The following is a 14,461-nucleotide window of genomic DNA, read 5'->3' on the forward strand; positions in this document are numbered from 1 at the left end:
GGCCCGGGCGGGGCGCCCGCCAGCGGCACGACCGTCGTCCCGGGGGGTGGCGGGGCGGGAGCCGCCGAAGGTGCTCCACCCGCCACCGGTGGCGCACCAGCCCCGAATCGCGAAGAGGCAACCGCCGGGTCGGGCGAGGGCACCGACCCGGGCGGCGCACCCGCCCCCGGCACTCCGGGGGTCGGCGAGGCGACCGCCTCGGGCGTCGGCCCGGACGCGGGCGGTGTCGAGGGGCCCGGCGCCCCCGGCGCGGGCCCCGCACCCACCAGCGCAGGGCGACCCGCCAGCAACGGCAGTGTTCTCTTTCTCACCATCAATCACACCGCCCTTGACGGCCCCGCCTGTCTGCGCGTGCTTGCCACCGCCGCCGAGTTGTACGGCGGGCAGGACAACTCGCCCGCCGCGCCTCCCTTGCGTACGGCCTCGTCCTCCGGGGCCGAGAGTGACGCCGAGCCGGTCGCGGATGCGCCCGGTGGGTGGGCTCCGCCTGCCCGGGTCTCGCGCGGGACGCCCGAGCCCTCGCCCGGCAACGGCATGCTCGTCGCCGAACTGGCCGTGCCGAGGCGGCCGAAGGGGGCGCCGTTCACCGTGAACGACCAGCTCATGGTGGCGACCGCGCTGATGATCGCGCACTGGAACCGGGAGCACGGAGCGCGGCCGAAGCCGTTCCGGATCACCATGCCCGTCGACGACCGGCCCCGCAGCATGGACATGCCGATAGGCAACGGCACGCGGCTCGTCGAAGTGCCTTTCAGCGCGGCCGAGTTGACCTCCGAGGATTGGGGCCCCGAGGACATCGGGGCACTCCTGCGCCGCACCGCCGAACGTACCCGCGCCCTCAAGGCCCTCCCCCGCCCCCAACTGGGCCACGGCGCCGCCCTGCTGACCTCGCCCGTCCTGCCCGTCACCCTCAGGGCCGCACTCACGCGCGGTCTGCGCAGAGCCGCCGCGCCCTGGACCTCCACCACGCTGCTCAGCAACATCGGGCGCGTCCCCTACCCCCTCGACTTCGGCGACGCCGGCCGCGCCCACGCCGTCTGGTTCTCCGCGCCCGCCCGTCTCCCCCGCGGCCTGACCGTGACCACGGCCGCCACCGCCGGGCGTCTGCACGTCGCCCTGCGCTGGTCGAAGACCCTGCTCAGCAGCGGCGACGGAGCCCATCTGCGCGACCTCTTCGAGCACTACCTCCACGCCACCGAGCACACGGAGGAGGGAACGAAGCGATGACCAGCACCAGTACCGCACCCCGCGACCTGCGGGACTTCTACGAGGACCCCTCCGTCCCCGTCGCGTCCGGCGACGCCCGCAGCCTGCGCCAGGCCCGGATGCTCGCCGACGCCATAGGACCGGCCACCGCCCGCACCTGCGTCGTGCTCGACATCGGCTGCGGCGACGGCACAGCGGCGGCGACCGCGGCCCCGCTCCTCGCGGGCCACCGCGTGATCGGCGTCGACTGGTCGCAGGACGCCCTGAAGCGGGCGCACGCGCACCTTCCGTACGTCGTGCGCGGCGAACTGACCGACGGCGGGCTCCCGTTCGCCGACGGTGCCGCCGACGCCGTCCTCTTCAGCGAGGTCATCGAGCATCTGGTCGACCCCGACAGCGCACTCGACGAGCTGCGCAGAGTGCTCAGGCCGGGCGGTCACCTGATGCTGTCCACGCCCAACCTCGCCGCCTGGTACAACCGCGGGCTCCTGCTCGCGGGGGTGCAGCCCGTCTTCTCGGAGGTCAGCCTGCGCGGCATCCACGGCCGCCCCGGCAGCGAGGTGGTCGGGCATCTGCGGCTCTACACCGCCCGCGCGCTGCGCGAGTTCGTCGCCGCTTCCGGATTCGACGTCGTACGGGTCGCCGGCGCCCCCTTCCACGGCGTGCCACGCCCGCTGCGCGCCCTGGACCGGCTCGCCTGCGCCGTGCCGAGCGCCTCGTCGATCCTGCTGCTGCACGCCCGAAAGGCGTAACGCCATGTGGTGGGGTGTGACCGCCGCACTGCTCGCGAACGTCCTCTACAGCACGGGGTTCGTCCTGGAGAAACGTGCCCTCACCGCGATGCCGTCCGTCAGCGTGCGCAGCCCGGCACGGCTGCTCAGGCAGGTGATCTCCAGCCCGCTGTGGATCGGCGGATCGCTCGCGCTCGCCGCGGGGTTCGGCGCGCAGCTCGCCGTCTACCGGACGCTGCCCATCGCCGCCGCGCAGGGCATCTTCGTCTCCGGGCTCGTCCTCCTGCTCCTGCTCTCCTCCGTGCTGCTCGGGGAGCAGACCTCGGGGCGCGAGCGGTACGCCGTCGGGGCCATCCTCCTCGCGCTGCTCATGGTCGTCCTCTCGCTGAGCGAGGAGGCGGACACCGTGAGCCGCAGCGCGCCCGTGCCACTCGTCCTCACGGTCTGCCTGCCCTCCCTCGCCGCGGGAGTCCTGCTCTACGGCTCGGCCGAGCGCCGCGCGAAGCACCGGCACCGCCTGCCGACGACAGGCGTGGAGTACGGGGTCGCCGTGGGGCTCCTCTACGGAGTCAGCTCGCTCGCCATCAAGGGCGTCTCCAGCTATCTGACCACGCAGGGCCTCGGCTCCGCGCTGCTGCACCTGCTCGCCAGCCCGTACCCGTATCTCCTGCTGTTCACCGGCGCGTTCGGCCTGGTCATGTCCCAGGCGGCGCTCCAGCGGTGCCGGGCCTCGCTCATCGTGCCGGTCTGCACGACGGTTACCGCGCTCTTCACCGCGGTACTCGGAACGCTGGCGTTCGGCGAGCCGCTGCCCGACGAGCCGCTGCGGCTCGCCCTGCGGATCGCGGGCACGGCGCTCGCGGTGACCGTACTCCTCGCCATGCCCAAGCATGACGCGCCACCACCGCAACCCACGCCCCCCACCAAGGAGTTGACCAGCTGATGAACCCCGAAGATCCCTTGCTGAAGATCCTCGCCTGCCCGCTGGACAAGGGGCCCCTGCATCTCCTGGAACCCTCGGAACCCCTCGTACCGGAGGAGGTGCTCTACAACCCGCGGCTGCGCCGCCGCTACCCGATCGTCGACGGCATACCGCAGCTCCTGCCCTCATCCGGCGAGCAGTTGTCGGAGGACGAGCACGAGCAGCTCCTGAAGCGGATATCCACGTGACGGGCCCGCATAGGACCGAGGCGAGCCCCCACAAGACCGTGGCCGCCCGCCTCGCCCCGCACCTCCCCGCCCGGCTCATCGCCTCCCTGGCCCGGCTCGTCTATCCGCGCTTCGAGCCGGAGCTGGCCCGCCTCGCGGACCTCTGCCCGCGCGACTGCGGCACCGCGGTGGACGTCGGCGGCTGGTACGGGCCCTGGTCGCGCCGCCTGGCCTCGCGTGCGCGCCGCGTGGTGACGGTGGAGCCCGTCCCGCATCTGGCCCGGCTCCTGGAGACCTCCACGCCCGGCAATGTGCGGGTGATCCAGGCCGCGGCGACGGACCGCCCCGGCACGGCACGGCTCTGGCTGCCGCGGGGCGACCGCGGCGACCGCGGGGTCTCCTCGCTCATCCGCAGGGACATCCACGCCGAGGCGGTCGACGTGCCCTGCCTGACCCTGGACGGGCTCGGCCTGCGCGACGTCGACTTCATCAAGATCGACGTGGACGGCAACGAACTCCCGGTCCTGCAGGGCGCCCACGATCTGCTCGTCCGCGACCGTCCGGCCCTCTTCATCGAGCTGGAGTCCCGCATCCAGCCGATCGAGCCGATCGTCGATCTGCTCACCCGCCACCACGGCTACCAGGGCTGGGTCCTTCCCGACCGCACCTGGCTGCCGCTCGCCGACTTCGACCTGGAGGCGCACCAGAACGACACGTCGTACGTCGTGTCGCAGGGACTGCTGCGCAGGGTGCTCACACCGCGCAGGCCCCGGTACGTCAATTCGGTCCTGTTCCTTCCCGGCGGGCGGCGCCCGGGAGCGGCGGCGGTGCGCGACCATGGAGCGCATGTCCGCTAGCTCCGCCTCCAAGTCCTCCGGCCCGTTCACGCCCCTCGATTTCCAGTTGGTCCTGCTGCGCCGCATGGCCGACCACAATCCGGACCTGGTGGAGGCGGCCCGGCACGAGCTCGGCGTCTCCATCGCGGACATGCGCGAGGCCAACCGCCGCTGGCAGGCGATGACCCGTTCCGCGCGCTCGCGCGGCGCGGCCGCCCGCTACCGCTCGGTGCTCGGCGCCCCCGAGGCCACCGTGACGCGGCGGATGGGAGACCTGGAGTGCGAGGCGCTGCTGTGGCCGGTGCCGCTCTGGCCGAGCCTGCGCTTCGAGGTCCTGCGCGCACCGAACGGCGCGGTGTGGAACGAGTGGCTGATCCGCGGGCCGGGCGCTGAGGGGCCCGCGCTGCGGACGCTGGACGACCTCACCCCCTGGTCGTGCACGGTCGACGAGGCCGCCCGCGCGTTCGCCCCGGCCCGCCCCATGGAGGGCACGGCGCCCACGCGCTGGCGGCTCGCCTTCACGGCACCGGACGCGGCGGGTCAGCCGCGGCGCTGCGTCGCGGAGTTCACCTGGGGGCTGTTGCAGAGGGTGGCGTTCCCGGACGGTGACTGACGCTTCCGCAGCGCCGCGGCGCCGACCGCCAGGGCCAGCGCCACGAGCAGCGCGCTGACCCACGGGGGCGAGCGGTGGCCGAGCCCCGCCGCGAGGGCGAGGCCGCCGGCGGCGGGGCCGATCGCGGCGCCCACGTTCAGCGCGGCCGTGGCGAAGCCGCCGGAGAGGGTGGGGGCGCCGGTGGCCGCGTAGAGCGCCTGCGTGATCAGTGCGGAGCCGACGCCGAAGGACAGCGCGCCCTGGACGAGGACGAGCACGACCGCCGCCACGGGATTCCCCGCGGTCAGCGCGAAGAGCGCCCACCCGGCGAGCAGCGCTACCGCGCCGGTGAGGAGGAACGGCACGGGCCGCGCGTCCGCGAACCGCCCCGCGACCGTGACCCCGATGAACGACCCCGCCCCGAACAGCGCGAGCAGGGCGGGCACCCAGCTCTCCGGGAACCCGGTGACATCGGTGATCACCGGCGAGAGATAGGTGAACGTACAGAAGGTCGCGCCGTTCACGAGCGCCCCGAGCAGCAGGGTCACGACCAGACGCGGCTCGCGCAGCGCCCGCAGTTCCCCGCGCACACCGGACCGCTCGGGGCCGGACACGCCGCCGGACGCGCCGCCGGGCATGCCGCCGGGCACGGACCACAGGATCGCGAGGACGGCGGGCACCGACACCAGGGCCACCGCCCAGAACGCGGACCGCCACCCGAAGAACTGCCCGAGCAGCGCGCCGCCGGGGACGCCCACGACACAGGCGAGGGTGACGCCGGCGAGCAGCACCGAAGTGGCCCGCCCCTTGGCGTTCGGCCCGACCATGCCGACGGCGGCGACCAGGGCCACCGCGAGGAACCCGGCATTGGCGAGCGCGCCGATGACCCGGGTGACGAGCAGCACGGCGAAGCTGCCGGTCAGGGCGCCGACGACATGGACGAGCAGGAAGGCGAGAAGAAATCCGAGCAGCGCGGTCCTGCGCGGCCAGCGACGGCTGAGGAGGGCCATCACCGGGGCGCCGATGACCATCCCCACGGCGAAGGCCGAGGTGAGGGTGCCCGCGGTCGAGAGGGACACGTCGAGGTCGGCGGCGATGTCGGGGCCGAGACCGGAGAGCATGAACTCGGAGGTGCCTTGCGCGAAGACGGCAAGTCCGAGCATGTAGAGGGCAAAGGGCATGAGAGTACTCCGCGAGGGAAAAGTGAGTCCGCACGACAGCGCGCCCCGATAGGGCGCGGGGCTGTGAAAATGCGGCTCCGCCGCGTGGGCGCGTCCAGCCACGACGCACGCAGACGCACGCTGCGGTTCCGCATACCTGCTTGGCCACCGGACATGCCGGGCCGGTGGCTAAGGTCTGTCGGACTCAGGGCTGGACATGGCGGCAGGGTATGCAGCCCCCGGCCGCCGCGTCCATCCGATTACCCCGCCCGATCACCCCGCGGCGTCGAGGATCTCCTCGGTCACGGCGGACAGCGATCCCGGATGCAGGCCGAGGAAGAGATTCGGCTCGACGAGTTCCAGCTCCATGACGCGGAGCCCGTCGCCCTCGGCCCCGTCGATGAGGTCGACCCGCGCGTACAGCAGCTCGGGCGTCCCCGGAACCGCGGCCAACGCCCGTTCGGCGAGGGCGAGCTCGGCGGGCGTCGGCTGCCACGTCCTGAGGTCGGGATGGGGCATCTTCGCGTCGTCGTACGCCGTGCCCGGAGCCAGTACCGCGCCCTTCCGCACGGCGTGCAGGAAGCGCCCGCCGACATACACGAGCGCGCGTTCGCCGGTCTCGTCTATGCGCGGCATGTAGGGCTGCACCATGGCGGTGAGACCTTCCGCGTGCATCCGCTCGATGTGCCGTACGGCGGCTTCGTATTCGCCCTTCTCGTACCGGCCCGCGTAGCGCGCGCCCGCCCCGGACGCGGGCTTGACGACGAACGCGCCGTCGTCCGGGATCTCCAGCGGATCACCGGGCGCCAGATAGCGCGTGGGCACGACGGGCACGCCCGCCGTCTCCAGCGCCTCCAGGTACCGCTTGTCGGTGTTCCACCGCACCACGGACGCCGGGTTGGCGAGGACGGTGAGCCGCGCGACGCGCCCCGCCCAGGCCACGAACTCGGCGAGGCGCTCGCTGTAGTCCCAGGCGGACCGTATGACGACGAGGTCGAACCGCTCCCAGTCGACCCGCGGGTCGTCCCAGGCCACGGTGGCGACTTCGGCGCCGGCCGCGCCGAGCGAGCGCGCCAGTTCGGGGAGGTCGCGGTCGAGACCGGTCTCCAGCTGAGGCCTGCTGGTGACCAGGGCAATCGTGGGGCGGTCTGGTGACACGGAGGCCTCCTGGGTTCGATGATCCGCCCCGCAGGCTAACAACTTCTCGTCGTGCTCCCGACAAGTGCCTTGCCCAGGTCAGCGGGGCGTCCAGGCGCGCGCCCCGCCGTGATCAGTGCGGGCCGTCGACCAGCCGGAGCACCGCGTCGAGGCCGCGCACCGCTCCCGGCGCCGCGCCGCCCGGCAGTACGTAGGACCGCAGCCCCGCGCCCGCGGCCCCGCCGTCCTTGGCGGGGTGGTCGCCGACCATCAGGGTGTCCGCGGGGGCGACGCCCAACTCGGCGCAGGCGTGGGCGAAGAGACGCGGGTCGGGCTTCTCCGTGGCGTGTTCGTACGAGTGGACCCAGCTGCCGAACCAGCGGTCGAGGCCGTGCCGCGCGAACGTCGGCCGCAGATCCCAGCCGACGTCACTGACGACGCCGAGCACGATGCCGCGTGCGTCGAGTGCGGCCAGCGTCTTCTCCGCGTCCGCGTACGGCAACCAGTGCTCCGGGGAGCGGAGTTGGTCGTAGAGGACGTCGGCGAAGGGGGCGAGGACCGGGGCGGAGGCGTACCACGTGGTGAACGCGTGGCGGTGGGCCGCGGACGAGACGTCGCGTGCGTGCTGGGCCTCGATGACGGCGGGGTCCGTGAGGCCCGCCTCCAGGGAGGTGAGGATGGCGTCCATCGCGGTCTCGTCCACCGGGCCGGGCAGCGCGGCGCGGATGCGGTCCTCGTACGACTTGATCTGGAACAGCGTGCCGGAGAAGTCGAAGAGCACCGCCTCGGGCCGTGTGACCGGGGCGGGAGCGACGGTGCGGATGGGGCCTTCGGGGCCCGCGACGGGCAACGGGCGGGGAGTTGGCATGGGGTCTGCCTATCGGCCGTCGCGTAAAGCCACGATGAAGGGCCCCCGGAGACTCCCCACGGAGACACGCACGCGGCGCCCCGGGGGAGCGGGGCGCCGCGCGCCGTGCCGGGCCGTGCAGGGCCGGGTCTCAGAGGATGAAGACGCTCTGGGCGGTCTCCGTGTGGTACGTCTCGCCCGGGTACACCAGCCACTCCACCGGGCCGCTGCAATCGGGGCCCGAGTGGACCTCGGCGATGGCGTCGGTGTTGTTGGTCACCGATGTCGGGAACCAATCGACGGCGTAGCAGCCGCTCGGGTTTTCGTACTCCTGGCCGTTGATGCTCAGGACACCCTGTGCCGCGTACGCCGAACCCGGCACCGCGATCGTCAGGGTCGCGGCGGCCGCGAGCGCCCCCAGCGCCACGGCCATGCGTCGTCGCATCGTGTCGATCATGTCGAGATCCCCTCCACCGTGCGGATCGCTCCCACGCGATCCGCTGGAGTCACTAAACGTAGGCGATCAGGCACGCCCCGTATCCGGCGCGCGGTTGCACGTGCCCTCAGCACGTGTGCCCTCTGCCTCCCCCGACCCCTCTTCACCGCTCGGTCACGCCACTCACGCACCACGGTCACCAATCAGCCCAACTGCGCCATTTGCAACGTGAGTTCGTATGATGCGGCCATGGCGAGTCACGGGGATCACATAGCGGGGCGCTACCGCATCACGGCGCCGCTCGGGCGCGGCGGCATGGGCACGGTCTGGCGCGCACAGGACGACCTTCTGGGCCGCGCCGTCGCGGTGAAGGAGTTGCACGTCGACGCGGGGCAGTCGGCCGCCGACGCCGCGGGGCGGCGCGAGCGCACGCTGCGCGAGGCGCGCACGGTCGCGCAGGTGAAGCACCCCGGCATCCTGGTCCTGCACGACGTCGTCCAGCACGACGACCAGCCCTGGCTCGTGATGGAGCTGATCGACGGACGCTCGCTCGCCGACCGGCTGGCCCTGGAGGGCCCGGTCCCGCCCGCCGAGGCCGCCCGCATCGGTCTCGCCCTGATCGCCGCCCTGCGCGCCGCGCACTCGGCCGGAGTCCTGCACCGCGACCTCAAGCCCGCGAACGTGCTCCTGGAGGCGGGCACGGAGCGCGTGGTGCTCTCCGACTTCGGGATCGCGCAGGTCGACGGGCAGACGACGCTCACGGAGACGGGCGCCTTCGTGGGGTCCCCGGAGTACACCGCCCCCGAGCGCATGGCTGGCAAGCGCACGGGCCCGGAGTCCGACCTGTGGTCGCTCGGGGTGCTGCTCTGCGCCGCCGTCGCGGGCGAGTCGCCGTTCCACCGCGACTCGGTGGCGGGGGTCCTGCACGCCGTCGTCATGGACGAGATCCGGATTCCCGACTCGGCGGGCCCGCTGCTCCCCGTCCTGCGCGGCCTCCTGGAGCGGGACCCCGGTCGGCGGCTCGGCGCGGACGAGGCCGAGCAGGCGCTGCGCGGCTTCCTGGTGGAGGAGCGGATGCCCACCGTGCCCCGCACGCCGGTGGCCCCCAAGCCCGTACAGCCGCCCCCGCCCGACCCTGCGATCGTGCTCGGCGCCGCCCCCGCGCCGCCCGCCAGGACCCGGTTCCGTACGGCCCTCCTGGCCGGCGCCCTGGCGGTCGTCCTCGCGGCGGGCGGCACCGGCGCCTGGCTGATGACGCGGGACTCCGGATCGCGGTCGGACGCGACGGCGAGCGGCGGCCCCGCCGCCGAGGTGCGCGAGAAGCAGGAGAGGACCAAGGAACCGTCCAAGAAGCCCGCCAAGAGCGCCGACAAGCCCAAGAACCCCGGCAAGAAGGGCCCGGCCGCGCCCGAGCCGTCGCCCGGGGGCAGCGGCAAGGAATCCCCGGCGGGGACGGCCACGCCCGACAAGCCGGACGACCCCGCCGACGATCCGGCCCCCGCGGGCTACCGGACGGTCTCCGACCCGACCGGCTTCACGATGGCGGCACCCACCGGCTTCGTCCGCTCCGCCGAGCCGCCCCGCGTCTTCTACAACTCGGCGGACAACGCCTTCCGCATCGGCGTCCACCCCCAGCCCCTTGACCCGGACGGCCCCCTGGCGGTGATGCGCCAGGCACACGAGGACGGCCCGTCGGACTACCCCGGCTACCGCGACGGCTCGGTCCGGCAGACCACGCACAACGGCCACCCCGCCGCCGTATGGGAGTTCACCTGGAACGGCGGCTCCGGCGACGGCGGACCGCGCCGCACCTTCGACCTGAGCTGGGACGAGGGCGGCAAGATGTACGACCTGTGGGTGTCCGCGCCCGCGGGAAAGGCGGCGGCGGGCGAGCGCCACTTCATCAAGGCGCACCACTCCTTCACACGCACGGGCTGAGGACAGCCCCGTCCTGCTGCTCCGGGCCTTCGAGCTCGGCGCGGTAGCGGCGGCCGAACTCCTCGTACGCGTCGCGGTGTTGGTGGCCCATCGTCACGCGTCTCAAGCCCCTCCGCATCTCGAAAATACGAACACGGGAGCAGTTGTTCCCTTGAACAGGTGATCGTTCCGTCAGGGATTGCATGTGACGCATGTGATTGACGATGATTACGGAAAGCAAGCAACGGGCTGCAGACCGTAGTTGCCGCGTTCCCGGTCCATGTCCCATACGAGGACCGGCAGTTGAAAGATCCTGAGCAAGTCCCACAAGGAGAAGCACCACCATGAACATCATCACGGACGTCGTCGCCGGTATCGCCCACTTCCTCGGCTGGCTGATCTGACGTCACCCGGAGACCCACCCGGGTCCTCCCCGGGCACTCACGCAGCGGCGCCGCCTTCCCCGTCCCAGGGGAGGCGGCGTCGCCGCGTTCCGCCCTCCGCTACTTCACCCCCACCGCCCGCACGATCTCCTGCGTGACGGAGCCGCCCCGGTCATCCTTCGCCGAGGCCCGCAGCGAAACGAACTCCGCGGATCCGGGCACCTTCAGCTTCCCGTCCCACGCGGCCCTGCCGCCGTCCCGGTCGAGGCCGACGCCCTTCCAGGTCTTCCCGTCGTCGTAGGACACCTCCAGCTTTCCGCCCCCGACGGCTCCGGTGCCGACGGCCCCCTTCACGTACTCGGCGTAGATCCCGACGTCCACGGAGCGCCCGCCGCGGACGTTCCCCGCGAGATCCGTGTCCACGTCGAAGCCGAGGTTCAGCAACGGCAGGAACGTCTTGCGGTCGGCTGCCGTCTCCTTCGACTCGAAGGTCCACTCCGAGTGGCCCTTCGTGGCGAGCCGCCACCGCCCCGCGTCGAGCGTCGTGTCCGTGACGACCTTGTACGTCGTCGGCTCCGGATCCGCGTCCCACGCGTACACACCCGAGCTCTTCTTCCGGTCGACCAGCTCACCGTCCGCGTAGACCTCGCTGACCTGCGTCATCGAGTCGTCGTTCCACACGTCGCCGAACCCCGTGTGATCGGGCCCGGAGTCACCCCAGCCGGGAACGTTGAACTCCAGGTTGTTGCCGGTCCGCGTCTGGCCCCAGCCGAGCCCCGTACCCAGCCACGGGTGCCACACGGGCTTGAACCAGTTCAACTCGCCGCGCTTGCCGCCCCGGTAGGCGACCAGCCCACTCCGCTCCTCGATGGCGCCGGGCCCGACGGACACCGACTCGTGCCACAGCTGACCGGCTCCCGTGGACGCGTAGTCCGTGCGCTCGACCGGGTAGTCGATCTTCTCCTGGAAGCCGAACCCGACGGAGAAGGTGTCCGTCAGGGAGTAGCGGAACTCGCCGCCCGCCACCGGCTTCACCGCGTGGAACTTCGTGTCGAGCACCGCGAGGTCACGCTTCGACGGCTCGTACGTGAGGTCGCGGGGCACCGCTCCCTCGTGGCCCTCGGACAGGTCGTAGACGTAGGGCGTGCGGGACGTCGCCGTCGTCTCCGCCGTCCGACCCGCCTTCGCCGCCGCGAGCAGCCGCGCGCCGTCCGCCGCGTCGACGGTGCCGATCGTCAGCGGCCGGTCGGCGTTGTCGTCCGTGCCGAACCACGCGTTGAGCCGCCCGGGCACGTCGTCGGTCACGAACAGCGTCTTCGCGCCCGCGTCCTGGGCGGCCTGGCCCAGCTGAGCGGGCGTCACATCGGAGTCGGCGGACCGCCGTACGACGACCGCCTTGCCCTTGACGTCCTTGCCCGCGTACTCGGCGGCCGTACCGCCGCCGACGTCCACGAGGCGCAGCCTGCTCCGGCCGTCGGTCACCGTGCCGCCGGGCTGGGCGACCACCTCACGGAGGCCCCGCACGTCCAGGGTCGGCTTTCCGAGGCGCCAGACGGTGCGGTACTCGAAGCTGCCCTCGGCCACCTTCGCGGTGGGCGCCGCGAAGACGCTGTCGTACGTGACCGGCACCTGGACCGCGCCCTGCAGCCTTGCCCCGTTCGCCTGACGGTCGTACTCCATCAGGAGCTGGCGCGTCTCGGTCCGCTTGCCGACGTCCACGCCGACCTCACGCAGCTTCCGCCCGTCGAGGGTGACCTCGCGGTCCCTGTCCAGGACGATCTCCGGCGCGGTGAGGAAGCCGAGGCCGAGGGAGTCCTTGCCCTTGCTGCCGCGCACGTCGAGGAAGGAGGAGAGGGCGTACGTCCCGGGCTTCAGGCGCAGCTCAAGGGTGCCGGAGTCCCCGACGTCCGCCTGGACGGGGTCGACCTGCTCGGCGAGCCGCTGGAGCACGAGACCGGCTCCGGCAGCGGCGCCGTCACGGTCCTTGACGCGGACGGTGAGCGTGTACCGCTCCTCCTCCTTGACCAGGCCGAACGCGGTGTGTGCGACCGGCTTCCCGGCGGCGCTCGCGACGATGCGGCCACTGGTGTTGCCGACGGGCGCCTTCGCGCCGTCACCGGTCACCGTGGTCGACGCGGTGCCGTGCGCGGGGACGGTGAGCGTCTTGTCGGCGAGGGTCGCGACCCCTTCCGCCGCGCCTTCGGCGGCGAGGCTCAACTCGACCGCCGCGTCCGACGAGTTGGTGTAGGTCAGCGTCTTCGTGACGGGCTTGTTGTCCTCGTAGGGCCAGGAGTAGAAGCCGAGGTCGGCGCTGCCGCTCGCGGTGACCCGCGCGTCGACGGCGCCGGGCACGCTGACACGCCCCGCACCCAACTCATAGACGGAAGCGTCGAGTTGTTCGGAGGTCGACATCAGCGCGTCCTTGAGGCGCGCCCCGCTCCAGTCCGGGTGCTTCTCGGCGAGCAGCACGGCGACGCCCGCGATGTGCGGGGTCGCCATCGACGTACCGCTCATCTCTGTGTAGTAGCCCTCGCCGCCGACCAGTTGCGAGCGGGCGGCGAGGATGTCGACGCCGGGCGCAGAGAGGTCGGGCTTGAGGGCGTTGTCGCCGTAGCGGGGGCCCTGGCTCGTGAAGTACGCGGCCCGGTCGGCGGAGTCGACCGCGCCGATGGTCAGCGCGGAGTCCGCGGCGCCGGGCGAGCCGATCGACGAGGGGGCGCCGTTGTTGCCCGCGGCGACGACGAAGAGGGCGCCGGTCTCCTCGGAGAGCGTGTTGACGGCGGCGGCCATCGGATCGGTGCCGTCGCTCGCCTCCTGCGAACCCAGGCTCATCGAGACGACCTTGGCGCCGACGTCCTTGGCCGCCCACTCCATCCCGGCGATGATCTGCGACTCGGTGCCGGAGCCCTCGTCGCTGAGCACCTTGCCGACGGAGAGTTCGGCGCCGGGCGCCACGCCCTTCTCCTTGTTGCCGTCGGACTCGGCTCCGCTGCCACCGACGGTCGAGGTCACATGGGTGCCGTGGCCGTTGCGGTCGGCGACTTCCTCGCCCGGTATGAAGCTCTTCGTGGCGTCCACCCGGCCCTTGAGACCGGGGTGTCCCGCGTCGACACCCGTGTCGAGCACGGCGACCTTGACGCCCTTGCCGGTGAGCCCGGCCTCCCAGGCCTTCGGGGTGCCGATCTGCTCGTTGCTCTGCGCCATGTCGGCCTCGACGCGGCCGTCGAGCCAGATCTTGCCGATGCCGTCGGCGAGGCTGCCGCCCTTCGTACGCTGCGTTCCGGCCATGCCCAGCGCGACATCCCGCCAGAACGTGCCCGGCTTGTCCGCCCGCACCGCCACACCGCCCACGCTCGGCAGCGCGCGCACCTTCTGCGCGCCACGGGGCGTCGCCGGGCCCGCGTCGCGCCGCGCGCCCTTCTCGTACGTGACGATGAGCGGAAGCCCGCCGCCCTTCTCGTCCCCGAGCCCCTGGCGCAGCAGCTCCGTCACGTCGAAGAGCCGCTCGTCGAGGGTGCCCGCGCTCAGATAGGGCCGCGCCTCGTCCGGTACGACGGTGATGCGGTCCCCCGCGATCTCGCTCCGGACGGCTCCGGTGGCCCCGGCGGGCCGGTCGACGGTGACGGTCTTCTTGCCGCCGCCGAGTTCCGTGACGGTGACCTTGTCGCCGGTCACGAGGGTGACCGTACGGGCGGCGCGCGCGGCGGAGGTGGCGGGGGTGGCCCGCGCCTGCGGTGCGTCCGCGGGGGCGGCGGTGGCGCTCTGCCCCGCCGGGAGCAGCGCGAACGCGAGGCCGACGGCAGGCAGCAGCCCCGCTCTTCGGCGGCCGGATGATCGGGTCATGGGTGCCCTCTCTTCGTCGGACCCGGGCGGGGGTGGTTCCCGGGTGCTGCGAAGAGTGTCAGGGGGCTTGTGTTGCGGGGGTGTTGACCGGTGCTGGCGGGAAGCCGCCAGGGCACCTTCCCGCCAGTATCATCCGTGCACCCGTGTTGCCCGTGACCGTGATGACAGGGCCAAGGACCATCCGTAACAATGCAGTTGGCACGTGCGGTGAACGTTCGACGGGG

12 protein-coding genes and 1 pseudogene are annotated in these 14,461 nt (G+C 72.7%); 7 read left to right on the plus strand and 6 right to left on the minus strand.

Translation table 11 applies throughout. From position 1 onward, the window contains the following. Positions 1-291: 291 nt before the first annotated feature. From ABZ906_RS16775 to ABZ906_RS16800, 6 genes and pseudogenes are all read left to right on the plus strand, one after another. A pseudogene (locus tag ABZ906_RS16775) lies at positions 292-1,227 on the plus strand (condensation protein); the annotation flags it as partial. Then, positions 1,224-1,958, plus strand: coding sequence for a class I SAM-dependent methyltransferase (locus tag ABZ906_RS16780; protein ID WP_361189411.1), 735 nt, complete (start codon positions 1,224-1,226; stop codon positions 1,956-1,958). The pseudogene ABZ906_RS16775 and the gene ABZ906_RS16780, both read left to right, overlap by 4 nt. Positions 1,959-1,974: 16 nt before the next feature. Beyond that, positions 1,975-2,880: a hypothetical protein gene (locus ABZ906_RS16785; protein WP_361189408.1), complete on the plus strand. Its 906-nt coding sequence runs from the start codon at positions 1,975-1,977 to the stop codon at positions 2,878-2,880. Next, positions 2,880-3,107 carry a Trm112 family protein gene (locus ABZ906_RS16790; protein ID WP_361382644.1) on the plus strand — a complete coding sequence of 76 codons (228 nt, stop codon included), beginning with the start codon at positions 2,880-2,882 and terminating at the stop codon, positions 3,105-3,107. The genes ABZ906_RS16785 and ABZ906_RS16790 overlap by 1 nt, the downstream gene beginning before the upstream one ends. After that, a complete protein-coding gene (locus ABZ906_RS16795; RefSeq protein WP_361189404.1) occupies positions 3,104-3,943 on the plus strand; it encodes an FkbM family methyltransferase in 840 nt (279 codons plus the stop codon). Before ABZ906_RS16790 ends, ABZ906_RS16795 begins: the two co-directional genes overlap by 4 nt. Further along, positions 3,933-4,535, plus strand: coding sequence for a hypothetical protein (locus ABZ906_RS16800; protein WP_361382647.1), 603 nt, complete (start codon positions 3,933-3,935; stop codon positions 4,533-4,535). The genes ABZ906_RS16795 and ABZ906_RS16800 overlap by 11 nt, the downstream gene beginning before the upstream one ends. On the opposite strand, the gene ABZ906_RS16805 is transcribed toward ABZ906_RS16800, so the two are convergent. The 4 genes from ABZ906_RS16805 to ABZ906_RS16820 form a co-directional block, all read right to left on the minus strand. Next, positions 4,463-5,695, minus strand: a complete 1,233-nt coding sequence (locus ABZ906_RS16805) for a Cmx/CmrA family chloramphenicol efflux MFS transporter (protein ID WP_361382650.1) — start codon at positions 5,693-5,695, stop codon at positions 4,463-4,465. The genes ABZ906_RS16800 and ABZ906_RS16805 overlap by 73 nt on opposite strands. Positions 5,696-5,947: 252 nt before the next feature. Continuing rightward, a complete protein-coding gene (locus ABZ906_RS16810; protein WP_361382653.1) occupies positions 5,948-6,832 on the minus strand; it encodes a hypothetical protein in 885 nt (294 codons plus the stop codon). A gap of 112 nt (positions 6,833-6,944) precedes the next feature. Further along, entirely contained in the window at positions 6,945-7,679 is a 735-nt protein-coding gene (locus ABZ906_RS16815; RefSeq protein WP_361382656.1) for an HAD-IA family hydrolase, read from the minus strand. Between the two features lie 130 nt (positions 7,680-7,809). Then, on the minus strand, positions 7,810-8,115 hold the full coding sequence (locus tag ABZ906_RS16820) for a hypothetical protein (protein WP_361382659.1): 306 nt from the start codon (positions 8,113-8,115) through the stop codon (positions 7,810-7,812). A gap of 228 nt (positions 8,116-8,343) precedes the next feature. Here ABZ906_RS16820 and ABZ906_RS16825 point away from each other — a divergent pair, with 228 nt between their 5' ends. Beyond that, positions 8,344-10,032 (plus strand): serine/threonine-protein kinase, encoded by a 1,689-nt coding sequence (locus tag ABZ906_RS16825; protein WP_361382662.1) that lies wholly within the window; start codon positions 8,344-8,346, stop codon positions 10,030-10,032. Here the strand turns inward: ABZ906_RS16825 and ABZ906_RS16830 are convergent. Then, on the minus strand, positions 10,016-10,138 hold the full coding sequence (locus ABZ906_RS16830; RefSeq protein WP_361382665.1) for a hypothetical protein: 123 nt from the start codon (positions 10,136-10,138) through the stop codon (positions 10,016-10,018). The two genes, ABZ906_RS16825 and ABZ906_RS16830, sit on opposite strands and share 17 nt — an antisense overlap. A 376-nt stretch (positions 10,139-10,514) precedes the next feature. Continuing rightward, positions 10,515-14,237: a S8 family serine peptidase gene (locus ABZ906_RS16835; protein ID WP_361382668.1), complete on the minus strand. Its 3,723-nt coding sequence runs from the start codon at positions 14,235-14,237 to the stop codon at positions 10,515-10,517. Positions 14,238-14,461 lie beyond the last annotated feature (224 nt).

The sequence above is a fragment of the Streptomyces sp. NPDC046925 genome (assembly GCF_040644915.1).
GTDB lineage: Bacteria > Actinomycetota > Actinomycetes > Streptomycetales > Streptomycetaceae > Streptomyces.